Below are 22700 nucleotides of genomic sequence, written 5' to 3' on the forward strand. Positions count from 1 at the left end.
TACCTTAATCTTACCAATTCCCCTTTTCAGAATGAGAAAATTAATACTTATTAACCTCTTTGTTGTTGTGCTTGCATTTACAGCAACCGCCCAAAACTTTCCATTTGGTCAGGTTGATATTGATGCGTTGTCAATGAAAACGTATGCAAATGACGAAAAGGCCCATGCCGTTGTTTTAAATGAATACGGCGAGTCGAGATTTTTTGCCGGAGAAATTGGTCACGCCACTATTACACACGACTATCACGTTAAGATAAAAATATTAGATAAAGAGGGACTAAAATACGGGCGGATAGAAATTCCATTGTATAATACGGATGTACAGGGCATGGAAGAAACGATAGACCAGCTACAGGGCATTACTACTTATAAAGACGACAACGGGGCTGTACAAACAAAAGAGTTTGAACCCTATTTTGCAATAACAGTAAAAAAGAACAAGAACAACAAAATACTTAGGTTCGAGTTACCCGATCTTAAGGCAGGCTGCGTTATTGAGTATACCTATCACTTTGTTACGCCTTTTTTTCAGAATTTTCATCCATGGCAATTCCAGGCCGAAATACCTAAAAAGATTTCGACTTATGAAACTTACGTTCCTTCGTTTTGGAGATATAACACGGTTTTGAGAGGAAATTTAAAGCTGAGCAGAAATACTTCAGAAATTAGGCGCCAATGTTTCGTACTGGGTTCAACAAAGGCAGATTGTGTTTATTCGTTATATCAAATGACCAATATCCCGGCGTTTATTGCTGAAGAATACGCTTCGTCGCCAAAAAACTTCATGGCCGGATTATATTTTGAGCTTTCGCAACATACAGAATTGTATACAGGCAAGCCTATAAAAATCGCTAAAGAATGGGAAGGTCTGGACCTTCAATTTCAGCAAGATGAAAATTTTGGAGCGCAGTTTAAGCGAGTGGACTTTTTAAAATCAAAAGTCGGCGCGGTAACTGCCGCCATTACAGACCCCGTAGCTAAGGCTAAAGCAGTTTACTATTACATTCAACAAAACATGAAATGGGATAGTAGCTATGCAATGGGCAGCTCAAGCCTACGCAAAGCCTTTGATAAACATGTCGGGGATGCAGGAGATATAAACCTGCTACTGGTTGCTGCCTTAAATGTGGCCGGTATACCAACCTCGACGGTGCTTTTGTCTACGCGTGACCATGGCGTGATCAATATACAAAACATAAGCCCGACGGCATTTAATTATGTGATTGCGGAAGCTAAAATAAATGACAAAAAATATTTGCTTGATGCGACAGACCCCTTACTGGCTTTTGGCACTTTGCCACTTAGGAGCTTAAATAACAATGCACGGGTATTAAGTGTAGACGAAGCTGCGCACTGGATAGATCTGACGTCTAATCAGACTCAGAACAGTACCTACCTGCTAAATTTAAAGCTACAGGATAATGGTAAAATAACCGGAACTTTAACCAGCCGTTTTACCGGTTACTCGGCGTATAACAAAAGAAAAGAAATTACAACCTTTGCCGACACAAAAGCTTATGCTGATAGTTTCGACAAACGCTTACCAGAGTTGAAAATCACCCATTCAGAAATCAACAACCTTGATAGCCTTGATTATCCGTTAACAGAGACGTTTGACATTGAGGTAGATGCTGCCACACAAAATGATAAAATCAGCTTTAATCCGTACCTAATAAGCCGTGTTGTAGCCAATCCGTTCAAATCAGAAGACCGCAATTATCCTGTTGATCTTGGTATGGCATCTGATGCAAAGTTCATCATCAATATCACCTACCCTGCAAGCTACGTTATAGACAACGCTCCGCAGAGCGCCACCCTGTCGTTACCTGACCAGGGTGGGCGTTATTCTGTAACCTCTCAGGTTGACAGCACATCGCTCTCGTTAACAAGTACGCTGTCGTTAAAAAAATCAACTTATACGGTCGATGAGTATCAACAGCTAAGGGAGTTGTATGACAAGGTAATTGAACAAGAAAAACAGGAATTGATATTTAAGAAGAAATAGTTTAGCTAAAAATCCAGATCCCCAGCAGGATGCCAACGATCATGATCACATAAAGTAAGATCTCGTTACCGGCAAAGCGTTTGTATTTGGTCCAGAAGCTGTAGTCGTTTTTTGCCATGATGAAGCAAAATTAAGAATAATATCGGGTCATGACGAATACTTGATATTACTCAACCTGCGCTGCCACGGTTTGCTCAACAATAACCGACCCACCGCGCGAGAAGTATTTGTACATCCCAATATCATGCAACTTGACAATCATTACACCTTTGCGGGTACTGGCATGCACAATGTACCCGTTTTGCAGATAAACACCTACGTGGCTAAAAGGCTTGCCATCAAAATCAAAAAACACCAGGTCGCCTTCTTTTAACTCGTCTTCGTATTTGCGTTTGATGACTGCTACCTGCTGATAGGTAATGCGTGGCAGGTTAACGCCGTACACTTGCTGCTGCAATAACTGTGTAAGGCCAGAGCAGTCTATACCATCTTTGTTTTGACCACCAAATTTGTAAGGCGTACCCATCCAAAAATCTATAAAGCTGTACAACCGGCCGTTTTTGATGTCGCGTTTTTTGACAGCCATTATTTCGCAGTATTTGTCGGCAACGCTGGCTGTGGGTGCAACGACATCCCCGGGATTACCTTTTAGCGCAGCTTTTTTGCTATGGCATGATGATAAAACTATAATGGCCGCGCAAAGTGCTAATACGTAATGGTTCAGCTTCATAATATAAAAGTAATAGCAATGATAGGCCGGGCGTTAAGGATGTTTTAAACATATCAACATTGTCCCATCAGTGAGGCACATGGCACTGCCTGTGCACGCTTAGTGCAATTGCACCTAAAATGGGATTTCTTAACTTTTTATCAACCGCTGTATCTCATCCAGCTTCATTAAGGCTTCTACCGGGGTAAGGGTGTTTACGTCGAGATTGTTCAGGTTATCACGGATCTTTACCAGCACGGGATCATCAATGCTGAACATCTGCATCTGCACGGCTTGCTTTTGCACCTTACGGATACTCTCTTTAATGTGCTCGCCGCCGGTACGCTCATTTTCCAGTTTCTTCAAGATCTCATTAGCCCGCGATAGCACCTTAGGCGGCATACCGGCCAGTTTAGCCACGTGGATACCAAAGCTATGCTCGCTGCCTCCTGGTACCAGCTTACGCAAAAAGATGATCTGGTGACCAATCTCTTTAACCGTGACATTGTAGTTTTTGATACGGTTAAAGCTGTTGCTTAGTTCGTTTAACTCGTGATAGTGCGTGGCGAACAGTGTTTTGGCTTTAGCTACCGGGTGATTGTGAAGATACTCGGCGATTGACCATGCAATAGAGATACCATCATAGGTTGAGGTACCGCGGCCAATTTCGTCTAACAGGATCAAACTACGGTCTGACACATTGTTCAGGATGCTTGCCGTCTCGTTCATTTCCACCATAAAGGTTGACTCGCCCGACGATAAGTTATCTGACGCCCCTACCCTGGTAAAGATCTTATCTACCAAACCCAGCGACGCCGACTTAGCAGGCACAAAGCAACCCATCTGCGCCATTAACACAATCAAACCTGTTTGCCTTAATAGTGCCGACTTACCCGCCATGTTTGGCCCGGTGATGATGATGATCTGTTGCGTTTCAGAATCCAGGAAGACGTCATTAGTAATGTACTCCTCGCCCTGCGGTAAAGTTTTCTCAATAACCGGGTGGCGGCCGCCTTTTATATCAATAACCTTACTATCGTTCATCTGTGGCTTGACGTAGTAATTCTTTATGGCGATGCTTGCGAAGTTCAGCAACACGTCTAAACGGGCTATTAACTGCGCATTTAGCTGGATAGGTTTGATATACTCGGCAAGGGCGTATAGCAGGTCATTATATAGTTTGGTTTCAAGGGCAAAGATCTTCTCCTCTGCTCCAAGTATCTGCTCTTCGTATTCTTTAAGTTCAGGGGTGATATACCGCTCGGCGTTCACTAAAGTCTGCTTGCGGATCCAGTCTGTTGGTACCTTTTCGCGGTGGCTGTGGGTAACCTCAAGGTAGTAGCCAAATACGTTGTTGAAAGATACTTTTAACGATGGTATGCCCGTAGCTTCCGCTTCGCGCTTTTGAATCTCTAACAGGTAGCCCTTGCCACCAAAAGCGATCTTACGCAGGCGGTCAAGCTCCTCGTTAATGCCATCATTCATTACCGAACCCTTAACAAGCATTACGGGCGGTTCAGGATGCAGCTCCTGGGTTATCTTTTCACAGATCAGTGTGCATGAATTAAGCTGCTCGCCAATGGCTTTTAACGGCAAGCTTACTGACTGCTCGCACAGCTTCTTTATAGACTCGATCGCAATCAAAGCCTTCTTTAGCTGGCAAACCTCGCGTGGGTTAGCTTTTTGTAAGCCTATCTTTGATATCAGCCTTTCCAGGTCGCCTATCTGGCGTATTTGTTGCTGCAGATCCTGGCGTAGTTCTTCTTCGGCTATCAGGTATTCAACAACGTTAAGGCGGTCGTTGATTGGCTTAAGCTCTTTAAGCGGCATCACTATCCAGCGGCGCAGTAACCTGGCCCCCATCGGCGAGCAGGTATGATCCAACACCTCAACCAAGGTGCGCGCGTTCTCATTGGATGATCCTATCAGCTCCAGATTACGTATGCTGAACCTGTCCAGCCATAAATGCCTGTCCTCTTCTATCCGGCTTACTGATGATATGTGCTGCAGGTTACGGTGCTCGGTCTCGTTCAGGTAATGCAGCGCCACGCCGGCGGCTACAATGCCCAGGTTTAGCTTATCGATACCAAACCCTTTGAGCGATTTAACACCGAAATGCTTTAACAGCGTCTCTTGCGCGTAATCGCCGCTGTATGGCCACTCATCGAGGGTGTAGGTGTAATAGCGGTCGCCGTAATGGTCTTTAAACTCGGCTTTACGGCTTTTAGGGTATATCACCTCGCTTGGGCTAAAGCCCTGTAGCAGCTTGTCTATATATTCGGGGTTACCCTGGGCGGTGATGAACTCGCCTGTGGATATGTCTATCAGGGCTATACCGATGCTGTTCTTTTCGAAATGCAGCGATGCGAGATAGTTGTTACTTTTTTGATTAAGGATACTATCATCAGTGGCAACACCGGGAGTAACCAGCTCTGTAACGCCACGTTTTACTATAGTTTTGGTTGTCTTTGGGTCCTCCAGCTGATCGCAAATGGCCACACGTTGCCCCGCACGCACCAGCTTTGGCAGGTAGGTATCTAACGAGTGGTGCGGGAAACCGGCCAGCTCAATAAAGGTGGCTGCACCGTTGCCCCTGCGGGTAAGCGTTATACCCAAAATGCCGGCGGCTTTAATGGCATCCTCGCCAAAGGTCTCGTAAAAATCGCCTACGCGAAACAGCAACAAGGCACCGGGGTACTTGGCCTTAATGGTATTGTACTGCTGCATTAAGGGGGTTTCTTTGGTTGCGTCTTTAGCCAAGCGGGTTATCCTTTTTAAGTAAACGGTAAAGTTAATGCATTAGGTGGGGTTTGGCAGGATTGTTGAAAATTTGCACAGATGTGGATAGCCAATGGTGTTTGTTTCACGCGTGTGTGACACAAATGAAACAAGTGAAACAAGATTTTTGGTTAACTAACTGCTAATAAGCTGTTTGTGAAAATAGAGTGAAACAAAATGAAACAAGATTTTGACTTAACAAATTGATAACTAGACCTTTAAAAAACAGCTAAATGTATTAAAAATGAAACAAACTAGTATTTTTTCTTGCGATTATCTGCCCTATTTTGGAACAATTACACACAAAATTTCTTTAATTTTTATAAGTTTAAACTATGAAAGTAGCTACCTATAATGTAAACGGCGTTAATGGCCGATTACCTGTTTTGCTGCGCTGGCTTGAAGAAACCCAGCCCGATGTAGTATGCCTGCAAGAACTGAAAGCTCCGCAAGAGAAATTCCCGGAGCAAGCCATACTTGATGCAGGCTATAACGCTATTTGGCACGGCCAAAAAAGCTGGAACGGTGTAGCTATTTTAGCCAAAGGCGATATACAGGAACTTAAACGCGGCCTGCCCGGCGACCCTGAAGATCTGCACAGCCGATACATTGAAGCTTTTATAAACGGCGTAGTGATAGGATGCCTTTACCTGCCCAACGGTAACCCGGCACCAGGGCCAAAGTTGGACTACAAGCTGCAATGGTTTGAGCGCCTGATCAGTCATGCATCGGGCCTGTTAGCACGTGGTATCCCGGTAATATTAACCGGTGATTACAATGTAATGCCAACTGAGCAAGACGTTTACAAACCCGAACGCTGGCTGGACGACGCGCTTTTTCGCCCTGAAGTACGTGAGGCTTTTCACCGCCTGGTGGCTCAAGGCTGGACTGATGCCATCCGTAAGCTATATCCTGACGAAACCATTTATACCTTTTGGGATTATTTCCGCAACGCGTACGGCCGCAACGCCGGTTTACGCATAGATCATTTTTTGCTAAGCCCCGAAGTTGAGGGCCGTTTGCTGGCAGCGGGGGTAGATAAACACGTACGCGGCTGGGAAAAGTCAAGCGACCATGCGCCGGTTTGGGTGCAGATAAAAGACGAGTAACAGTCTATTTGCCTAGCTGAGCTGTTGCAATTCTTTGGCTTTCTTTGTTTATGTTTGGTTATAAATCTAAACCAAAATGAAATTAATTACAATTGCTTTATTTGCGCTTTCGGTAACCACAGCCAGCGCGCAATCAGCAAACCAGCCGCCTTTGCCTGCTGCTTTCCAGAAAAAGCTTGATGATGGTAAGCTGATATTTATAAAGCCGCAAGGCGCTGTTGAGGTGCCTATAATGGATAAGCCTAGTCCGGCCTACCAGTACGCTTTAAAAGTTGCAAATAAAAATGTAGAGGTGAGGTATTTGATTATGCCTTTGACCAAAGATCTGTTTGACGCTTATGATAAGCGCATAAACCTACATGGCGACGATACCGTAATTTTTCCTAACAACTTGTATAAGCGACTGCCTGCAATTATTTATTGTAAAATTGCCGAGGGAAAGTTATACATCGACCGAATAAAACTACAGCCTATGAAACCCAAGGATCAGGGTGCTGATGATGGATTTATGTTTGCCGGACCGGTCGGGCCCACTTTTGGCCAGAAATATACCTTTGGTTTTTACGCCATGATGCATAAAGATTTCCTGGCAGATGTTTATATATTTTATTTATTTGAAAGCGAAGCGACCATGTTGAGTTTAATAGCCGACTTGCTGAAAAGTTCGGACATCATTGGTTCGATCAAATTTAAAAATTAGCTAACTAACAAAACGTCTCGTAATACTCAACCACCGTTTGATTATAGTTGGCGGAAGTTAATGTGCCCTAAGACTTATAAGGCCTTAAAGCTTTAGTAAGCATAAAAGTCTGGTATTTTTAAAGAGTGTTAAAATTTTAATTTTTTTTATGCTGTTTATTTAAGCTGTGATAGATTGCTATATTTGATCAAACCTTAACCGCTATGAAAAAAGCAATCACAACTATCGCGCTGTTGTTAGTAACCTTAATTTCGTTTACAGCATCCGCACAAAAAACAATATTTCAGCCGCAATTTACCGCTACTAACGCCCCCAAACTTACTATAGAAAAGATTGCTTTGAGCGATACCGCTACACAGGTATTTTTCAAGTATGTGGCGCCGGGGAGTCAATGGTTCCGTATGTCGTCTAAGAGCTACCTTACCGCGGGTAGTGCTACCAAGCTATTTGCAACTTCTATTAGTGGGTTATCGTTCGATAAGGAATCGTACACCATCAACGGGCAGTCGTTATTCAGTATGTCTTTTCCAGCTATAAACGCCAAGGCAACCAGTATTGATTATTATGAGGGCGATTGCGAAGACTGTTTCAGGGTGATTGACATTGCGTTAACCACCCCCAAAAAAAGCAATTTATTACCGCCGGATACTTATGCCGCCTGGTTTAAGACTGACGGAAGCAAAGAGTGGGTGTTAAATATTACCGACCGTAAGTTGATTTATGACAATCGCGCTTGGGATTATAAGATAGCTAACAACACCAATGGCACTTATAAAATAAGCCTTAAAAATGGCAAGGCCTTAAAATACATCTACTTAAAAAAGACGGAGGACGGCTTGAGCATTTGGGAAGACAAAATGCCAAAACAATTGCTTACCAATAAACCTGCGGACCAGAAATTTGCGATAGTAAATGACCAACCTTTTAAAGCACCGCTGATAAAAAACGACAGCACCACGCTTACCGGTTTTATTAACGGCTACTCGCCAAAGTTGGGGTTTAAAACGGGAATGATTTATGTTGACGATATTATATCGAGCCAACAAAACAGCTATGCCGTATACATCGCTGCCGATGGTAGCTTTACGGTAAAGTTCCCTATGGTTTACCCTGAAGGTTGTTTTTTAGCAATTGCCGACTCTTATCAGACTATTTTTTTGGCACCAGGCAAAAAGACCTTTGTATACATTGATTTTTTAAAGGGCGAAGACAAATACCTATACATGGGCGATTATGCAACAGTAAACCGCGAGTTAAAGGAAACATCCCCGATGATTGATTTTGACTACAATAGGTCTACAGCTAAAGCTGTTGAACTAGGGGCGATGCCGTATCAAAATTATATTATTGACCAACAAAACAAGAGTCTTGCTAAAATCAAAAACTATCGTGCAGAACATGGCATGAGCTTGAAAGGCTACCAGTTGGTAACAAACAATATCAAATATCGTGCGGCGGTATTTTTATTAGAGTATAATAGGTTTAGACAGGGTGCTTACGCAAAAGCTAGCGAGGGCAAGAACGCAAAAGACATTGCCGAGTACAAACCCGTAAAACTTGACGATGCCTACTTAAGCATCTTTGCCGGCTACCCCCTTAATGACGAGTTGTCGGCACTGTCTGCGAACTATGATACCTTTATTAATCGCATAAAATTTATTGACGAGGTGCGTGACCACCTGGACGCTAAAATGATACAATATTATGCGGACGCGTTTAAGGCCATACCGCCTGTTGATGAAGAAGAAAAACAGCTATTGGCCAGTTTTAATGCAGCCTTAACAAGCGGCCAGGGCACCCTGTACGGTATCTACAAAAACAATACTAAGGCCTTTAATTCGATGTCTGAAAAACGAAAAGCTTATTTCGAAGCTAACCCTCCTAAACAAGATAACTCCCGGGCTGACGCGGTGAAAGACCTGATAAAAAGCGACATCAGTTTTACCCGCGATATTATTGAAGCCCAGGATAGAGCCGGTATGATTAATGCAGAACTGAAGCCAAAAAACAAAAATGAACTTGCTGAACTAAAAAGCAAGATTACTAACCCGCGTGTTTACAATGCGCTGGCCCATTATAACCAAAGCATTGCAAACAAAATTGAGGCCAACAGCAAAATAAAAACAGGATTTGTACTTAATAAAATGCCAAAAACAACTGCCGACAGCGTATTTAATGCCATACTAACCAAATACAAAGGTAAGGCAGTATACGTTGATTTTTGGGCCACCTGGTGCGCCCCTTGTCGTGCTGGTATTGAAGAAATTGCCCCGCTTAAGGAAGACATGAAAAACCATAAGGTGGCCTTTGTTTATATAACGGACCCGTCATCGCCGGAGGACACCTACAAAAAAATGGTACCGGGCATACCCGGCGAACATTACAAGCTAAACAAAGATGAGTGGAACTATATAGCAGGTAAGTTTAGCATTAGTAGTATACCCCGCTATATGCTGGTTGACAAAAATGGAATGATTGTTAATGATAGTTACAAAGGCGGCAGCAACGAAACCATAAAAGCAGACTTACTTAAAATTGCTGCTGACTAACACTATTAAATGAGATTTTAATGCTATGCCAGGGTTTGGTAATGCTGCACCACCGGAAACGGCTCATAATATTGGTGCAGCAGTTTTTTCCACTCCAGATATTCCGCTGACTGGCGAAAGCCTATGGTATGATCTTCCAGTGTCTCCCACTCTACCAATAACAGGTACTGATTAGGTTGCTCAATACATTTGTTTAGCGAATGTCTGAGATAACCTTTTATGGCGCTGATGTATTGCCCGGCGATGGCAAAATCATGTTCAAATTGAGTCTCCTGCCCGGGGATAACGTTGAGTATTGCGGCTTCTAAGATCATCCCGCTAATATATCAATCATTTATATATACGCCTGCACGTTGGGGTCTATCCTACCCTCTATCACATCGGGCTGGATAATTACAAAACGGATACGGGCATATTCTGCTTTTATTTGGCCGCGGATACGGTCTATCGAATCGTTGATCTCCAGTGTGTTTTGATCATGTTTAAAGGCAACAATGATCATCAGCAAAATCTCTTCGGGGGATTGATAGCTGGACATTAGGTGCATTAGTTTTAAAACACCGGCGTCGCCCTCTACTATTTGGCGAATGCGTTTTTTGGTGCTCAATTTTATACCCTCGCCCATTAGCAGGCTGCGGCTTTCGCGAGCCAATATCAATGATACAGCAATCAGCAATATACCTACCAATAATGATGCTACGCCATCCAGATAAGGGGCGTCTAACGCGTGGCCAAGGTAAAGGCCTATCAATACTATAAACAAGCCCGCAACTGCCGCGGTGTCTTCAAACAATACCAAAAAGGTAGATGGGTCCTTGCTTTTTATGATAGCATCCCACCAGCTCAGGCCATCGCGCAGCTTATTAAACTCAATAGCTGCCACTACCAGCGACGCACCCTCGAATAAAATTGACACAGCCAATACCGCATAGCTCCAGGTCGGGTCGCCCAGCTCTTCGGGATGGATAATGTGGATAATGCCCTGGTAAACCGATACGCCGCCGCCCAAACCAAATATTAATATTGATACTACGAAAGACCAGAAATACAGCTCTTTACCATAGCCCAACGGGTGGTAGCGGTCGGGCTTTTTTTTGCTCAGCGTAATACCCATTAACAGCAGTAACTGGTTAACAGTATCTACCACCGAGTGAATGCCCTCGGCAATCATAGACGAGCTGTTACTGATGCCTCCGGCTAAAAATTTGGTAATGGCTATAATAAGGTTAGCAAAAAGTGCAGCGTAAATAGATTTTTTTGAGCCAGTCATACTTATAGGGTTAAATGTTAAAAAGGCATTAAATGTTTTAGATGAATTTTTTAAGTAATAAAATCTATTATTTATTGAATTACAATAAATATTTTGTTATTATCAATAATTATTTATTTATTTGCGATGTATAATCTAAACCTTATCACATTATTATGACTACTACTTTTAAATCAAGAATTGCCGGGTACATTATCATTGCTGCATCGGTAATATTTATTGCGGGCTACCTGCACTGGCTTTTCACCAAGGCCAGCAGGCCTAAAGGCAACCCCTTGAGCTGGTCGCAAAACAAGATGAAACCCATTGATGATATTGAATATCCGGATACGCTGCCTTACAATAAATACATCAAGTTAAAAGATAGTGTAAGCACCATTCGCCATTTAAAAAACGGCAGCGGCGAGCTGGACCTGCCCATGGGACAATTTATCTACCTGGGCACACAGGTAAGCCTTGCCTGCGATACCTGCACCTACACCTGGGCAAAAGATAGAGTTATGGGCGCATTTTTTGGTTCGATGATGAGCCCGGATGCTGTTCCTGAACCTTATGGCGATCAGATCCAATACTACATTAAACTACATGCCTTTACCATAAAAAAGAACTATCCGCAATTGGAAGATGACGGTATTTTTTACGCCGAGAAAGGACAGGGCTATCTTCGTACTACTTATAAAGACAAAACAAAAGCGGGCCTCGCAGCGCGCCAAATAAATGTTGTTGACGAGCCCGTTAAGTTTAGGTATGATATTAAAGACCAATCACTACTAATACCCATTACTAAAGGGCAGGAAAAAACTTTCAGGGTAATGTCTCAAATCATGCTGACGATTTATGTAATTGGCATTTTGACTTTGCTATACCTGTTTCTAAGGTTTGTATATGATACATCAAGAGGTAAACCATTTACCCGCAAAAATGTAAACCGGTTAAAGATTATAGCTCTAGCTGTAACAACGTGGCCCGCAGTGGTGCTGCTTATTAACTTATCTATGCGATGGATATTTAGCGAGTACTTTACCCCGCAGATTATTTTGAAAGGTATTATATGGGAAGATTCATGGAGCACGTTTCGCCTGGGAATTTTATTAACGTTGTTGTATGGTGCTTTTGCACGAGCTACCTATTTGCAGGAAGAACAAGACTTAACCGTATAGCCATGCCCATAATAGTAAATTTAGATGTGATGATGGCTAAACGTAAAATGTCATTAACCGAGCTGAGCGAAAGAGTGGGCATCACTATGGCCAACCTGTCTATCTTAAAAACAGGCAAGGCCAAAGCCGTGCGGCTGGAAACTTTAGAAGCAATTTGCAATATATTAGATTGCCAACCCGGCGATATATTGGAATTTGTTAAAGAATAGCTAAATTTAGGCAGACAAACCTTTTATCATGAAAAAACTCTTTGCGGGTGCCCTTATTGCTTTAAGCATCAATAGCCTCGCCCAGTCAAAAAGCGCCACCCTGTCCGGCAAATTAATTAAATCAGCTGGCGATAGCCTGGTGTTAGACGCGGGCGATCATCATCCCATAAAAATTGCAGTAGATAAAAACGGGGCATTTAAATCGACATTTAAACTTGATAGCGGTGCCTACTACGCTTTTACAACGGGTGTACTTTACCTGGCCCCCGGAATGGACCTGACTATCAATAAACCGGATACGGCGCTTGTTTTTGCAGGCAAGGGCAGTATAGAGAACACGATAATGAGGCAGATAAACGGATCAATTAAATGGCACGTACCTTTTGGGCAAGCTGCGCTGTTTGAAAAAATGGTTGATACCCCGCCATCTGATTTTCTGAAAGAAATGGATGCCTATAAAGCCGACGCCACTAAACTGTTGACAGACAATAAAGGCTTAAGCCCTTATTTTGTTAAAACACAAAAACAAAATATAGACTACATTATCCGGTGGGCGACAGACACTTATAAAACAAGGTATGGTAAAGACCCCCTGGTAGAAAAACAGCAGCGCGAATTGATACGCACCTTTACTACCGTAGAAGCCATGAACGCCAGCCGTAATAAATTGATGGAGTTAGTAGGTAAAATGTATGCCAAACGTATGGAGCCTAAGGACCACCTTATGATAAACAAACTAGCGTGGGCCGACTTTGATATCAATAATGCAGACCTGTTCAAATTATCAGGCAATTACAGGTACATGCTTGATCGTAAAATAGCTGAAATGGTATCCGCCGAAAAGATGAAAACATCATATGCCAGTAACAAAAGCGCTGACGAAATGACCTTTGATGTTACCTTAAAAGAAATTAGTAACCCTTACATCAAACAGCGCTTAACCTTTCCAACCATGCGTTTACTGTTAAGGCCAAGCAGGGACAGTGTAGATGCAATTTATAGCAAATTTATGGCGATGGCGACAGATCAATACTACAAAACGCAGGTTGAAACACTTTATAAAAGCATTAAATTATACGGCAAAGGCGGCCAAACCCCATTGTTTGTTTTTGATGACGTTAATAACAAACCCATAGCGCTTAAAGACATTCTAAAGGGCAATTACGTATACATAGACATTTGGGCTACCTGGTGCGGCCCTTGTATTGCCGAAATTCCGTCGCTGAAAAAAATGGAAGAGAAATATCATGACAAACCCATAAAATTTGTAAGTATTTCTATTGATGCCGATAAGGACAAAGAAAAATGGAAAAGCTTTGTTAAAGACAAGCAATTGGGCGGCATACAGGTTTATGCGGGCCGAAACTCTGACTTTGTAACCAAGTACAACGTGCCCTTTATCCCACGTTTCATTCTACTTGATCCTAATGGCAAAATCGTGTCCGAAGATGCTGAACGCCCCTCTAACCCTAAACTACAAGAGCAACTTGATAAATTACTAAACTAATAATACCGTCAATACTATATCCTTACAATGCCCGTTATGAAGCCTTATAGCGGGCATTGCTATGTAGCGATTATTACATTTGACCCGTTATATCAGCATATTTGTATTATTACACCCATAACATTATTTAGAATGAGAAGAAATATACTATCTGTAATGGCTATAGTGCTTTTGGCATTAAGCTTTACCTCTTGCAAAAAAGAACAAATTGGTACCGGTTACATACAATTTACCAACGCATCAGAGTTATCATCTCCGGTGGATTTTTACGTATCTGACATTAAAAAGAACAGCAATGCTTTAGCTTATACGCAAAGTACCGGCTACTTTGCTTTAAGTGCTAAAAAACAACCGGCAAACGTAAAGGTAAGTTTAACAGGCACAAGCGTTTTTAATTTTGACGTAACCCCGGCGGATGCAACCTATTACAGCGTATTTTATATAAGCGAGGGTACTGCGGTTGCCTATCCCGATGCTTTTAGCGCCCCTGCCACAGGTAAAGCGAGGGTACGTTTTATAAACCTTAACATGGCCGCTGCTATTTCAAATGATTTTGGAATTTCGGGCGGTGCAAAACTTGTTTCGGCGTTAGAAGCTAAGTTACCATCTGACTATTACGATGTTGCTCCGGGAGCCACTTTTGCAGCATATGTAACAGGAACTACCACGGTACTTTTAAATATCCCAACAACTATAGAAGCGGGGCATATTTACACTATTTACCTTTCAGGAAAAAATGACGCCGGCTTAAAAGCTAATGTATTGCTTCAAAAATAAGGCAGGCACGCTAGACATAAGAAATGCCCGATGCTAAGCAGCACCGGGCATTTTTGTTTATGCGGATATGATAAATTATACCTTAATTAGCCGCATGATGAAATTATTTTGGCTGGCTGTATTATTTATAGCAGTTGTTATGTACGTCCGTACAATACGTCGCTAGATATCAGTTGTCTACAGGTATGCTTAAATGGAAGACGCTACCCTTGCCTTCTTCTGAGGTTATGGACATCGTTCCTTTGAGGCTCCCAACCAAGTGCTTCACCAGGGCTAAACCAAAGCCATAGCCTTGTTCGCCCCCGGTTCCGTTGGTCGACGTTTTATTACCGCTTAATATATTATCTATCCCCTCCTTGCTTACACCTATGCCTGTGTCAGAAACCTTGATTTTAAGCATTTCTCCATCTTCCTGATGCGCTATGTCCATGTGTACCGTCACCTTACCTTGGGCGGGGGTAAACTTCATGGCGTTTGATATCAGGTTACCTATGATTTGTAAAAGCTTATTTTTCGAAAATGGCGTGCCCGCTTCATCCGGGCTTATAATTACACTAAAGTTGATATTTTTAGTGCGTGCCTGGGGCTGATATAACTTTTCTAACTTATCTTTAAACAGCGAAAGATTAAACTCGTCACCTTTTAAAGGTTTAGGTTCGTTGTTACTCAAAATCTCGTCGGCCAGTTCAAGAATAGAGTGGCCGCTTTTATGTATCATATTCACAAAGTCAAGCACTTCCTCTATCTCGTTATCATGCCCCTGTTCAGATATAATGCGCGCTAGGCCAACTATACCACCCAAGGGGCCACGTATATCATGTGCTACTTTTTTCTTATCCTCGTTAGCCTCCTTCAATCTACTTCTAAGGTTGCTAATCACTTTAATACCTTTTAAGCGGTTAACAATCTCGTCGGCTATAATCTTTAAAAGTTCCGCCTTTTCGGGCGTTATCTGGCGTTCCTGGTTGTCTAGCACGCACAACGCTCCCAGGTTAATGCCATCTGTCTTTAAAGGCACACCATAGTAATAGCGCAGGTTGGGATCATCTACCACATAAAACTTCTCTTTAAAACGATCATCAAGAGCCAAGTCTTTAATCTCGAATCCCTCATCACCCATAATAGTATGCTGGCAAACGCTATCCTCGCGTGGCATTTGGTCAATCTCTAAACCATGGTGAGAAATTGTCCACTGTGTGTAAGTATCTATAAGGTTAACCAGCGATATTTCTGTCCCGGCAACTTTGGCGGCTAACTTAGCCAGGTCTTTAAAACTATCTTGTTGGCTGGTATAATCCAGGTCAAAATCAGCCAGATTCATAATTCTTTCTAACTCATTGTCAGGTATCGGCGCACTAGTCATAATTTCAAGTTTAAGTGAAATTTATACGTGCTAACGGCACGGATGGTTGTAAAAAAGCAAGATACATACCTCACCTCAACTTTGAGGATAATTTTTTAAAAACCACTCCAGCGCCTTGCCTGTGTTGGTAGGTTTATAAGCCAGCACAACCTCGGTATTTACCGGGAGATCTTCAAGGCTTACAAACGATAACCGTAAATCAGCATATTGCTGTTTTAATGACAGCGGCAGTATAGATACCCCCAAGCCCGCCTCCACCAATTGAACTATAGAATGCACGTTATTAGCTTCGTGCGTGATATCAGGTTTGAACCCTAACCTGTAACATATTTCAATCAGTTTATCGTAGTAATGGGGCGCATATTCTTTATTGAAAAATATGAAGGGTTTGTCGCGTATGTAGTCAGCAATATTTTTCCTCTCAGGGCCTTTATCACTTTTGGGCATTACCACCATAAAGGGATCAAAAAACAGGGTTTTAATTTCAAGCTTATCAGAATTTACCGGCATGCGTAAAATCCCGGCATCAAGCTGCCCTTGCTCAAGGCTTCCAACCTGTTTTATGGTAGGCCGCTCGTACAAGCTTGTTTTAATGTATGGAAACTGCTGCCTTAAAGATTTTAAAACCCCGGCTAAATGCGGCTGATATACAGAACTGATGTAACCTATTTTCAATTCGCCGCTATCCGCAGCGTTATGTATTTGCCGGGCGATATTTGTGCTCTCCTCAAGTATCGCAAATATGTTATCTACGGATGTCGCGAAGTATTTACCTGCTTCGGTTAAGGCTACACGTTTGTTGTTTCGTAAAAACAGCTGCACCCCCAGCTCCTCTTCCAGCTCTTTAATTTGCCTGCTTAACGGCGGTTGCGAAATAAATAATACGGACGCAGCCTTACGAAAATGCAAATGTGCTGCAACCGTTTTAAAATACCAAAGATGCCTTAACTCCATATGTTTGATACCTAAAAAATATCAATAGTTGATAAAATTGATATTTTTCGAATATCGTAAAAGCTGCTAGTTTTGGCAAATACCAAATGCAATTTATAATTATGACAACAGATTATACAGGCAAGGCCACCAACGACGAGATACGTGCACGGTTTGATAATGATGTAGAACGTTTTTCGAACCTTGATACCGGGCAGGCTACCACTATTGATGCGCCCCTAACCATGGACCTTTGCACCGAAGCTGCCAAATACGTTAACCCCCATGCCACACACCTTTTGGACATAGGCTGCGGCGCTGGTAACTATACTTTGAAAATGCTAAGCAAGGTCTGTAACCTAAATTGTACGCTGAATGACTTAAGCATGCCCATGTTAGAGCGAGCTAAGCAACGAGTATCCGCTGAAACCAATGGCGAGGTTACCATCATTCAGCAGGATATGCGTGATTTGGATTTGCCCGATAACCATTTCGACATTATTTTGGCGGCAGCAACATTTCATCATCTGCGCAGTGAGGCGGATTGGGAAAACGTGTTTACTAAAATGTATAACACATTGAAACCCGGCGGTAGCTTTTGGATCTCTGATTTAATTGCCCATAATGCCGAGCCATTGAACCGCCTATTTCAGCAACGTTACAGCGACTATCTTGATACACTGGGCGGACCGGAGTATCGCCGGAAAGTATTAGACTATGTGGACCACGAGGACACCCCCAGATCTGTAAACTTCCAGATGGCATTGTTAACCAAAGTTGGCTTTACCCATGTAGAACTATTGCACAAAAACTCTTACTTCGCGGCGTTCGGTGGGATCAAATAACGTTGGTTATTGGATTTTTGTCCAAATCTGGAACTGAATATTGGTATTGTTACCAGACAACAAATCCGAAATTTGATATCCTAAATCCAAAATTTTCACCATCTTCGGCCCAAAAACATACAACAATGATAAACGTAAACGAATATTTTGACGGTGCGGTAAAATCACTGGCCTACACGTCAGCAAAAGGTAAATCCACCATCGGCGTTATTGAAAGTGGCGAATACGAGTTTGGCACCTCGACCCATGAAACCATGACCGTTATTGAGGGCGAACTGGTAGCTTTGCTGCCCGGCCAACAAGAATGGAAAAGCTATACCAACGGCCAATATTTTGAAGTACCTGCAAACACTTCTTTTAAAGTAAAATGCCAGGGTCAAACTTCTTATTTATGTACCTACCAATAGTTATTGCTTATAGGTTATATTTGGTATAAAAATATTTATCAATTATGGATTTATCATTAATAACTACCAGCACCAGCCTTGAGGGTTATCGCATTGTTAAACATTTAGGCGTAGTACGAGGCATTACCGTGCGTAGCCGGAGTATTGGCGGTAACTTTGTCGGCGGTTTGCAGTCGTTGTTTGGCGGCAGGCTTTCTATTTATGTTGAGCTTTGCGAAAAGGCCCGCGAAGAAGCCTATCAACTGTTAATACAACATGCGCAGGAAACCGGCGCGAATGCGATTATCAATATGCGTTATGACGCTAATGAAGTAATGCAAGGCATCACCGAAGTATTAGCTTATGGCACCGCCGTAGTGGTTGAAAAGGTTTAATAATTAACGCTTAATTTTGTGACAGCCCGGGCCTGTATAGCTTTAAGCAGACAGTTACCATTTATATTTGGCTATGACCATTTCAACCATCAAAGATGATTTGCAAGACTTAAACTGCCAAATTAAGTTTGGTAGGGCAAACAAGTTTTCCACATTTTGATGAAAAGGGCCTAAAACGGGCGGTTATCCACATTTTAGCTTACAAAAAATACGCGTATGCGTATACTACTTAATAAAAGTAAAACTATGTTTGTGAAAACAATTCACACCTAACACAGGTTAACTTTTATTAAACAATTAAAAACTTATCATGGCAACACCTACAAGTGGCGGCATTACCGCTTATTCAGTAAAAACGAAAACTAAAAATGTACCAATGGTTGATCCTACGATTGATGTAAAATCAGGTAGATACATCGCTACTGGTGCTGATGCTGCAGGCAACAAAATGGCTGCTATCATGAGCAAAGCTACTGCAGAAGGTCACATCGCTAGCGGCGCAGCTAAAAAAGGTAGCGGCTGGTAAGCATCACTGTTGGCGCATGCCAATAGTATAAATAAGGCCGGTACTTTACATAAGCACCGGCCTTATTTATTTACCACTTTTGAAAAGGTGTAACAGATAAACTGGAGTTGTAGTAGTGCTCATCATCACTTACCTCTGGCCCCGCCCATGGCGGCAATTCAAATTTCTCATTCTCGGTATCCAATTCTATCTCGGCAACTATAAGCCCCTGGTTATCGCCGCTAAAAACATCAACCTCCCAAATTTTATCTTGGTAGGTGATATTATACCTGGTCTTTTCTATACCGCTTTCTACAAATAAGTCAAACAGTTCAGTTGCATCGGCGACAGGAATTTCGTATTCAAATTCTGCCCGGCTTATGCCCTGTGTTCCGCTTTTAAAGGTTATATAAGCTTTAGTATCGGTTATACGCAACCTTATGGTTTTACCGGTTTCATTTACCACGTATCCTTGCCGCATTACTGTCCCGGCGGGTTTAGCTTGCTGCTGCCAAATATCATGCTTTACTAAAAACTTGCGTTCAATTTCAATCCCCATAGCTATTTACTTTTACAGGCAGTCACTGTTGGCTATTTACTTTTTTCACCGCCTGTTGACACTACAATTATGTAAAAAGATGTTAAAGTTTATTATGCTTTATCATCATACTGCATAAATAGATATATTTATCCATCTTTTTAAATGTCTTAATACATACAAATGAATTTCAGAAAGTTTGTTGCTGTACTATCTATATTATTTTTGATCTGCCTATCGGCATCTGCCCAAACTGACACCGTAGGTGTAAAAAGCATTGTTGATAAAACCATAAAATACAATGCCGATTTCCCCCTTGAAAAAGTATACGTACATTTTGATAAACCCTATTACGCCGCAGGCGACACCATTTGGTTTAAAGCCTATGTAACCAGCGATATGCTGGCTACGGAAGACATGACCAAAAACAAGCACCTGCCGTCGCAAATAAGCAAAATTGTTTATGTTGATATCCTTACCGCCAAAGACTCTGTTATACAAATTTTAAAGCTACCCGTAACTGATGGTGTGGCTGCGGGCGACATATTATTACCTAAAAATGTTTACAAGCAAGGTAATTATCACGTGAGGGCGTATACCAACTGGATGCGCAATTTTGACCCCGAATACTTTTTTAACAAAACCATACCTATTGGTACATTGGTAGACCGCACCGTGTTTAGCACCATTACGCTTGCCGGTAAGTTTAATGAAGATAAAATTAAGGTTGATGCCATTATACACTATTACACAGCCGACGGGCGCGACTATGCCGGCCGAAAAGTAAGCTGGAAAGTACAGAACAGCGAGTTTGAAGATAATTTAAGTAAAGGTAAAGGCACTACAGATAGTAGAGGCAACCTTGCGGTAAGCTTTAACACCAGCAAGACAGCCGCGCTAAGCACTGCTATGCTAATAACCGGTATCGAGATCAACAATAACACTACCGTAAATTCTTATCCGCTAAAAAATGTAGCGGCTCCTATTGATGTTCAATTTTTCCCCGAAGGTGGCGATATGATTACTGGCATAAAAACAAAAGTAGCTTTTAAAGCCATTAAAGGTGATGGAATGGGTACCGACTTTAAGGGGACAGTTACTGATAATGGCGGAGCTACGGTTGCGACTATTGCAACTCAACACTTGGGTATGGGATTTTTTGAATTTACACCGGCAACAGGAAAAACTTATAAAGCAAACCTAACTTTTCCGGACGGAACGCAAAACACCTACGACCTGCCCCAAGTAAAAGATGTGGGTATGACGCTGTCTGTAAATAACACTGACCCTGAAAAAATCACCCTGACATTCGCCGCCAACGACGCGTTTATTCAAGCGGGCAAAAACAAAACTATTGCTATTGTAGGTAAATCAGGCCAGTTGGTTTGCTATGCCGGCCAGGTACCGTTGTTAAGCAAGCTTTACACCGCTACCATCCCAAAAGCTAAGTTTCCTTCGGGCGTTGCGCAGTTTACCATCTTCGCGTCAAACGGCGATGTATTGGCCGAGCGTTTGGCATTTATACAACGTAAAGACCAATTACAACTAACATTAAGCACACCAAAAACTAGTTATACCGGGCGCGATTTAGTACCATTTACGGTGGGTGCTAAAACACCGGCTAATCAACCTGCATTGGCAAACCTGTCGGTAACAGTTATTGATGACAGAAAGGTACCTTTTGATGAGAACAGCGAAGTGACTATTCTTACCCATCAACTGCTAACGGCCGATTTGAAAGGCTACGTTGAACAGCCGAACTACTATTTTAACAAACCCTCTGCCGCTACAGCTGCTGATCTGGATATTTTAATGCTTACCCAAGGCTATCGTCGTTTTGTTTACAAGGATATCCTAGCCAATAAAGCGCCGATAGTTAAGTATCTGCCCGAAGAGGGCATAGAGGTAAGCGGATCGTTGCGCACCGCAACAGGCATGGCTGTACCGCGCGGTACCATTAACTTTTATATCAAAAATATGAAGATCTCGTCGGTAGTAAATACCGATGCAAACGGTGAATTTAAGATCCCTAAATTATTTTTTCCGGATTCTGTTAAAGCAGTGGTTAATGCACGCGGCAGTAATAACGCTAATAATTTGATGATTATGCTGAGCAATCCGCAGCCCCAGGCAGCAACCCCAAGTTTTACCACAGCGGCCGAACTGGTAAACATTGATACTGCCTTGAACGCCTATTTGCAAAACGACAAAAAAATTGCTCAAAATTCCAGGGTGATAAAAGAGGTTGTTATTAAAGAGGTTAAGATTGAAAAGAAAGCAAGTCACCAGGATTACCCCAATTTGGTAGGCTTAAGCATGATGGCCGACCATACGCTTGATGGCTCCGCTTTAAAAGGCTGCCCCAATATTTTTGCATGTATACGCAGTATGATGCCGGGCGTTATTGAAAATCAAAACATGCTATACCTGGCCCGCGAGTATAATAGCGGCAGGCACATACCGATGTCTATCTATATGGATGGCGCGGTTATAGACTATACCGACTTACTAACAGTATTGCCAGACAATATTGACCAGGTTGAAGTATTTAATACCGAAGGGTTAAGCGGCATAAACCGAGTTAATAACACCAGCGGCGTTTTGGTAGTAACGTCAAAAAAGAGAGTGAAAGGAAAATTAGATAAAGAGCTGCTGGCAGAATTGCTTACCCCCCAATACAGCGCCCGCAACTTTACGCCAAAAGGTTATTACATGGCGCGCAGCTTTTATTCACCCCGATACGACGCGGCTAAAACAGGATCTTTTGGGGGCGATTTACGCACCACCATTTATTGGAACCCAAAAGTTATTACAGATAAGGCTACCGGCGCTGCTACATTTGATGTAACAAACGCTGACGGTACCGGCACCTATCGCGCTATTATTGAAGGAATTGATACCGATGGTAATATTGGCCGTACGATGTATCGTTACACGGTAAAATAGTAGTTTTACAACTGAA

At 42.4% G+C, this 22700-nt stretch carries 20 protein-coding genes; 13 read left to right on the forward strand and 7 right to left on the reverse strand.

What is annotated here, in order from left to right; translation table 11 throughout:
• Window positions 1–31: 31 nt before the first annotated feature.
• On the forward strand, window positions 32–2005 hold the full coding sequence (locus tag ACFSYC_RS04185; protein ID WP_377123849.1) for a transglutaminase domain-containing protein: 1974 nt from the start codon (window positions 32–34) through the stop codon (window positions 2003–2005).
• A 166-nt stretch (window positions 2006–2171) separates the two neighbouring features.
• Here the strand turns inward: ACFSYC_RS04185 and ACFSYC_RS04190 are convergent, their stop codons facing one another.
• Together ACFSYC_RS04190 and mutS are read right to left on the reverse strand one after the other, a co-directional pair.
• A complete protein-coding gene (locus tag ACFSYC_RS04190; protein ID WP_377123851.1) occupies window positions 2172–2735 on the reverse strand; it encodes a C40 family peptidase in 564 nt (187 codons plus the stop codon).
• A gap of 129 nt (window positions 2736–2864) precedes the next feature.
• On the reverse strand, window positions 2865–5474 hold the full coding sequence (mutS, locus tag ACFSYC_RS04195; RefSeq protein WP_377123853.1) for a DNA mismatch repair protein MutS: 2610 nt from the start codon (window positions 5472–5474) through the stop codon (window positions 2865–2867).
• A gap of 353 nt (window positions 5475–5827) precedes the next feature.
• Here mutS and xth point away from each other — a divergent pair, with 353 nt between their 5' ends.
• The 3 genes from xth (at window position 5828) to ACFSYC_RS04210 (ending at window position 9850) form a co-directional block, all read left to right on the forward strand.
• Window positions 5828–6601: an exodeoxyribonuclease III gene (gene xth / locus ACFSYC_RS04200; protein WP_377123855.1), complete on the forward strand. Its 774-nt coding sequence runs from the start codon at window positions 5828–5830 to the stop codon at window positions 6599–6601.
• A gap of 76 nt (window positions 6602–6677) precedes the next feature.
• Window positions 6678–7301: a hypothetical protein gene (locus tag ACFSYC_RS04205; RefSeq protein WP_377123857.1), complete on the forward strand. Its 624-nt coding sequence runs from the start codon at window positions 6678–6680 to the stop codon at window positions 7299–7301.
• Between the two features lie 203 nt (window positions 7302–7504).
• On the forward strand, window positions 7505–9850 hold the full coding sequence (locus ACFSYC_RS04210; protein WP_377123859.1) for a TlpA family protein disulfide reductase: 2346 nt from the start codon (window positions 7505–7507) through the stop codon (window positions 9848–9850).
• Between the two features lie 23 nt (window positions 9851–9873).
• Here the strand turns inward: ACFSYC_RS04210 and ACFSYC_RS04215 are convergent, their stop codons facing one another.
• On the reverse strand, window positions 9874–10164 hold the full coding sequence (locus ACFSYC_RS04215) for an antibiotic biosynthesis monooxygenase family protein (protein ID WP_377123861.1): 291 nt from the start codon (window positions 10162–10164) through the stop codon (window positions 9874–9876).
• 20 nt (window positions 10165–10184) lie between these two features.
• On the reverse strand, window positions 10185–11120 hold the full coding sequence (locus tag ACFSYC_RS04220; RefSeq protein ID WP_377123863.1) for a cation diffusion facilitator family transporter: 936 nt from the start codon (window positions 11118–11120) through the stop codon (window positions 10185–10187).
• A 155-nt stretch (window positions 11121–11275) separates the two neighbouring features.
• Here ACFSYC_RS04220 and ACFSYC_RS04225 point away from each other — a divergent pair, with 155 nt between their 5' ends.
• From ACFSYC_RS04225 to ACFSYC_RS04240, 4 genes are all read left to right on the forward strand, one after another.
• Window positions 11276–12280 (forward strand): DUF2975 domain-containing protein, encoded by a 1005-nt coding sequence (locus ACFSYC_RS04225; RefSeq protein ID WP_377123865.1) that lies wholly within the window; start codon window positions 11276–11278, stop codon window positions 12278–12280.
• A 2-nt stretch (window positions 12281–12282) separates the two neighbouring features.
• Window positions 12283–12489, forward strand: coding sequence for a helix-turn-helix domain-containing protein (locus ACFSYC_RS04230; protein WP_377123867.1), 207 nt, complete (start codon window positions 12283–12285; stop codon window positions 12487–12489).
• 28 nt (window positions 12490–12517) lie between these two features.
• Window positions 12518–13996 carry a TlpA family protein disulfide reductase gene (locus tag ACFSYC_RS04235; protein ID WP_377123869.1) on the forward strand — a complete coding sequence of 493 codons (1479 nt, stop codon included), beginning with the start codon at window positions 12518–12520 and terminating at the stop codon, window positions 13994–13996.
• Between the two features lie 132 nt (window positions 13997–14128).
• A complete protein-coding gene (locus ACFSYC_RS04240) occupies window positions 14129–14773 on the forward strand; it encodes a DUF4397 domain-containing protein (RefSeq protein WP_377123871.1) in 645 nt (214 codons plus the stop codon).
• A 169-nt stretch (window positions 14774–14942) separates the two neighbouring features.
• Here the strand turns inward: ACFSYC_RS04240 and ACFSYC_RS04245 are convergent, their stop codons facing one another.
• Both ACFSYC_RS04245 and ACFSYC_RS04250 read right to left on the reverse strand, forming a co-directional pair.
• A complete protein-coding gene (locus tag ACFSYC_RS04245; RefSeq protein WP_377123873.1) occupies window positions 14943–16136 on the reverse strand; it encodes a GAF domain-containing sensor histidine kinase in 1194 nt (397 codons plus the stop codon).
• Between the two features lie 75 nt (window positions 16137–16211).
• A complete protein-coding gene (locus tag ACFSYC_RS04250) occupies window positions 16212–17090 on the reverse strand; it encodes a LysR family transcriptional regulator (protein ID WP_377123875.1) in 879 nt (292 codons plus the stop codon).
• Between the two features lie 101 nt (window positions 17091–17191).
• Here ACFSYC_RS04250 and ACFSYC_RS04255 point away from each other — a divergent pair, with 101 nt between their 5' ends.
• From ACFSYC_RS04255 to ACFSYC_RS04270, 4 genes are all read left to right on the forward strand, one after another.
• Window positions 17192–17914: a class I SAM-dependent methyltransferase gene (locus ACFSYC_RS04255; protein WP_377123877.1), complete on the forward strand. Its 723-nt coding sequence runs from the start codon at window positions 17192–17194 to the stop codon at window positions 17912–17914.
• A 125-nt stretch (window positions 17915–18039) separates the two neighbouring features.
• Window positions 18040–18321, forward strand: coding sequence for a pyrimidine/purine nucleoside phosphorylase (ppnP, locus tag ACFSYC_RS04260; protein ID WP_377123879.1), 282 nt, complete (start codon window positions 18040–18042; stop codon window positions 18319–18321).
• 44 nt (window positions 18322–18365) lie between these two features.
• Window positions 18366–18695 (forward strand): YbjQ family protein, encoded by a 330-nt coding sequence (locus ACFSYC_RS04265; protein ID WP_377123881.1) that lies wholly within the window; start codon window positions 18366–18368, stop codon window positions 18693–18695.
• Window positions 18696–19005: 310 nt separating this feature from the next.
• A complete protein-coding gene (locus ACFSYC_RS04270) occupies window positions 19006–19221 on the forward strand; it encodes a hypothetical protein (protein ID WP_214071009.1) in 216 nt (71 codons plus the stop codon).
• A gap of 70 nt (window positions 19222–19291) precedes the next feature.
• On the opposite strand, the gene ACFSYC_RS04275 is transcribed toward ACFSYC_RS04270, so the two are convergent.
• Entirely contained in the window at window positions 19292–19759 is a 468-nt protein-coding gene (locus ACFSYC_RS04275) for a CYTH domain-containing protein (RefSeq protein WP_377123883.1), read from the reverse strand.
• 162 nt (window positions 19760–19921) lie between these two features.
• On the opposite strand from ACFSYC_RS04275, the gene ACFSYC_RS04280 reads away from it, so the two are divergent.
• Complete coding sequence (locus tag ACFSYC_RS04280) at window positions 19922–22684, forward strand: carboxypeptidase regulatory-like domain-containing protein (RefSeq protein WP_377123885.1); 2763 nt, start codon at window positions 19922–19924, stop codon at window positions 22682–22684.
• The last annotated feature ends 16 nt before the right edge of the window (window positions 22685–22700 follow it).

The organism is Mucilaginibacter antarcticus (assembly GCF_042686155.1).
Taxonomy (GTDB): domain Bacteria; phylum Bacteroidota; class Bacteroidia; order Sphingobacteriales; family Sphingobacteriaceae; genus Mucilaginibacter; species Mucilaginibacter antarcticus.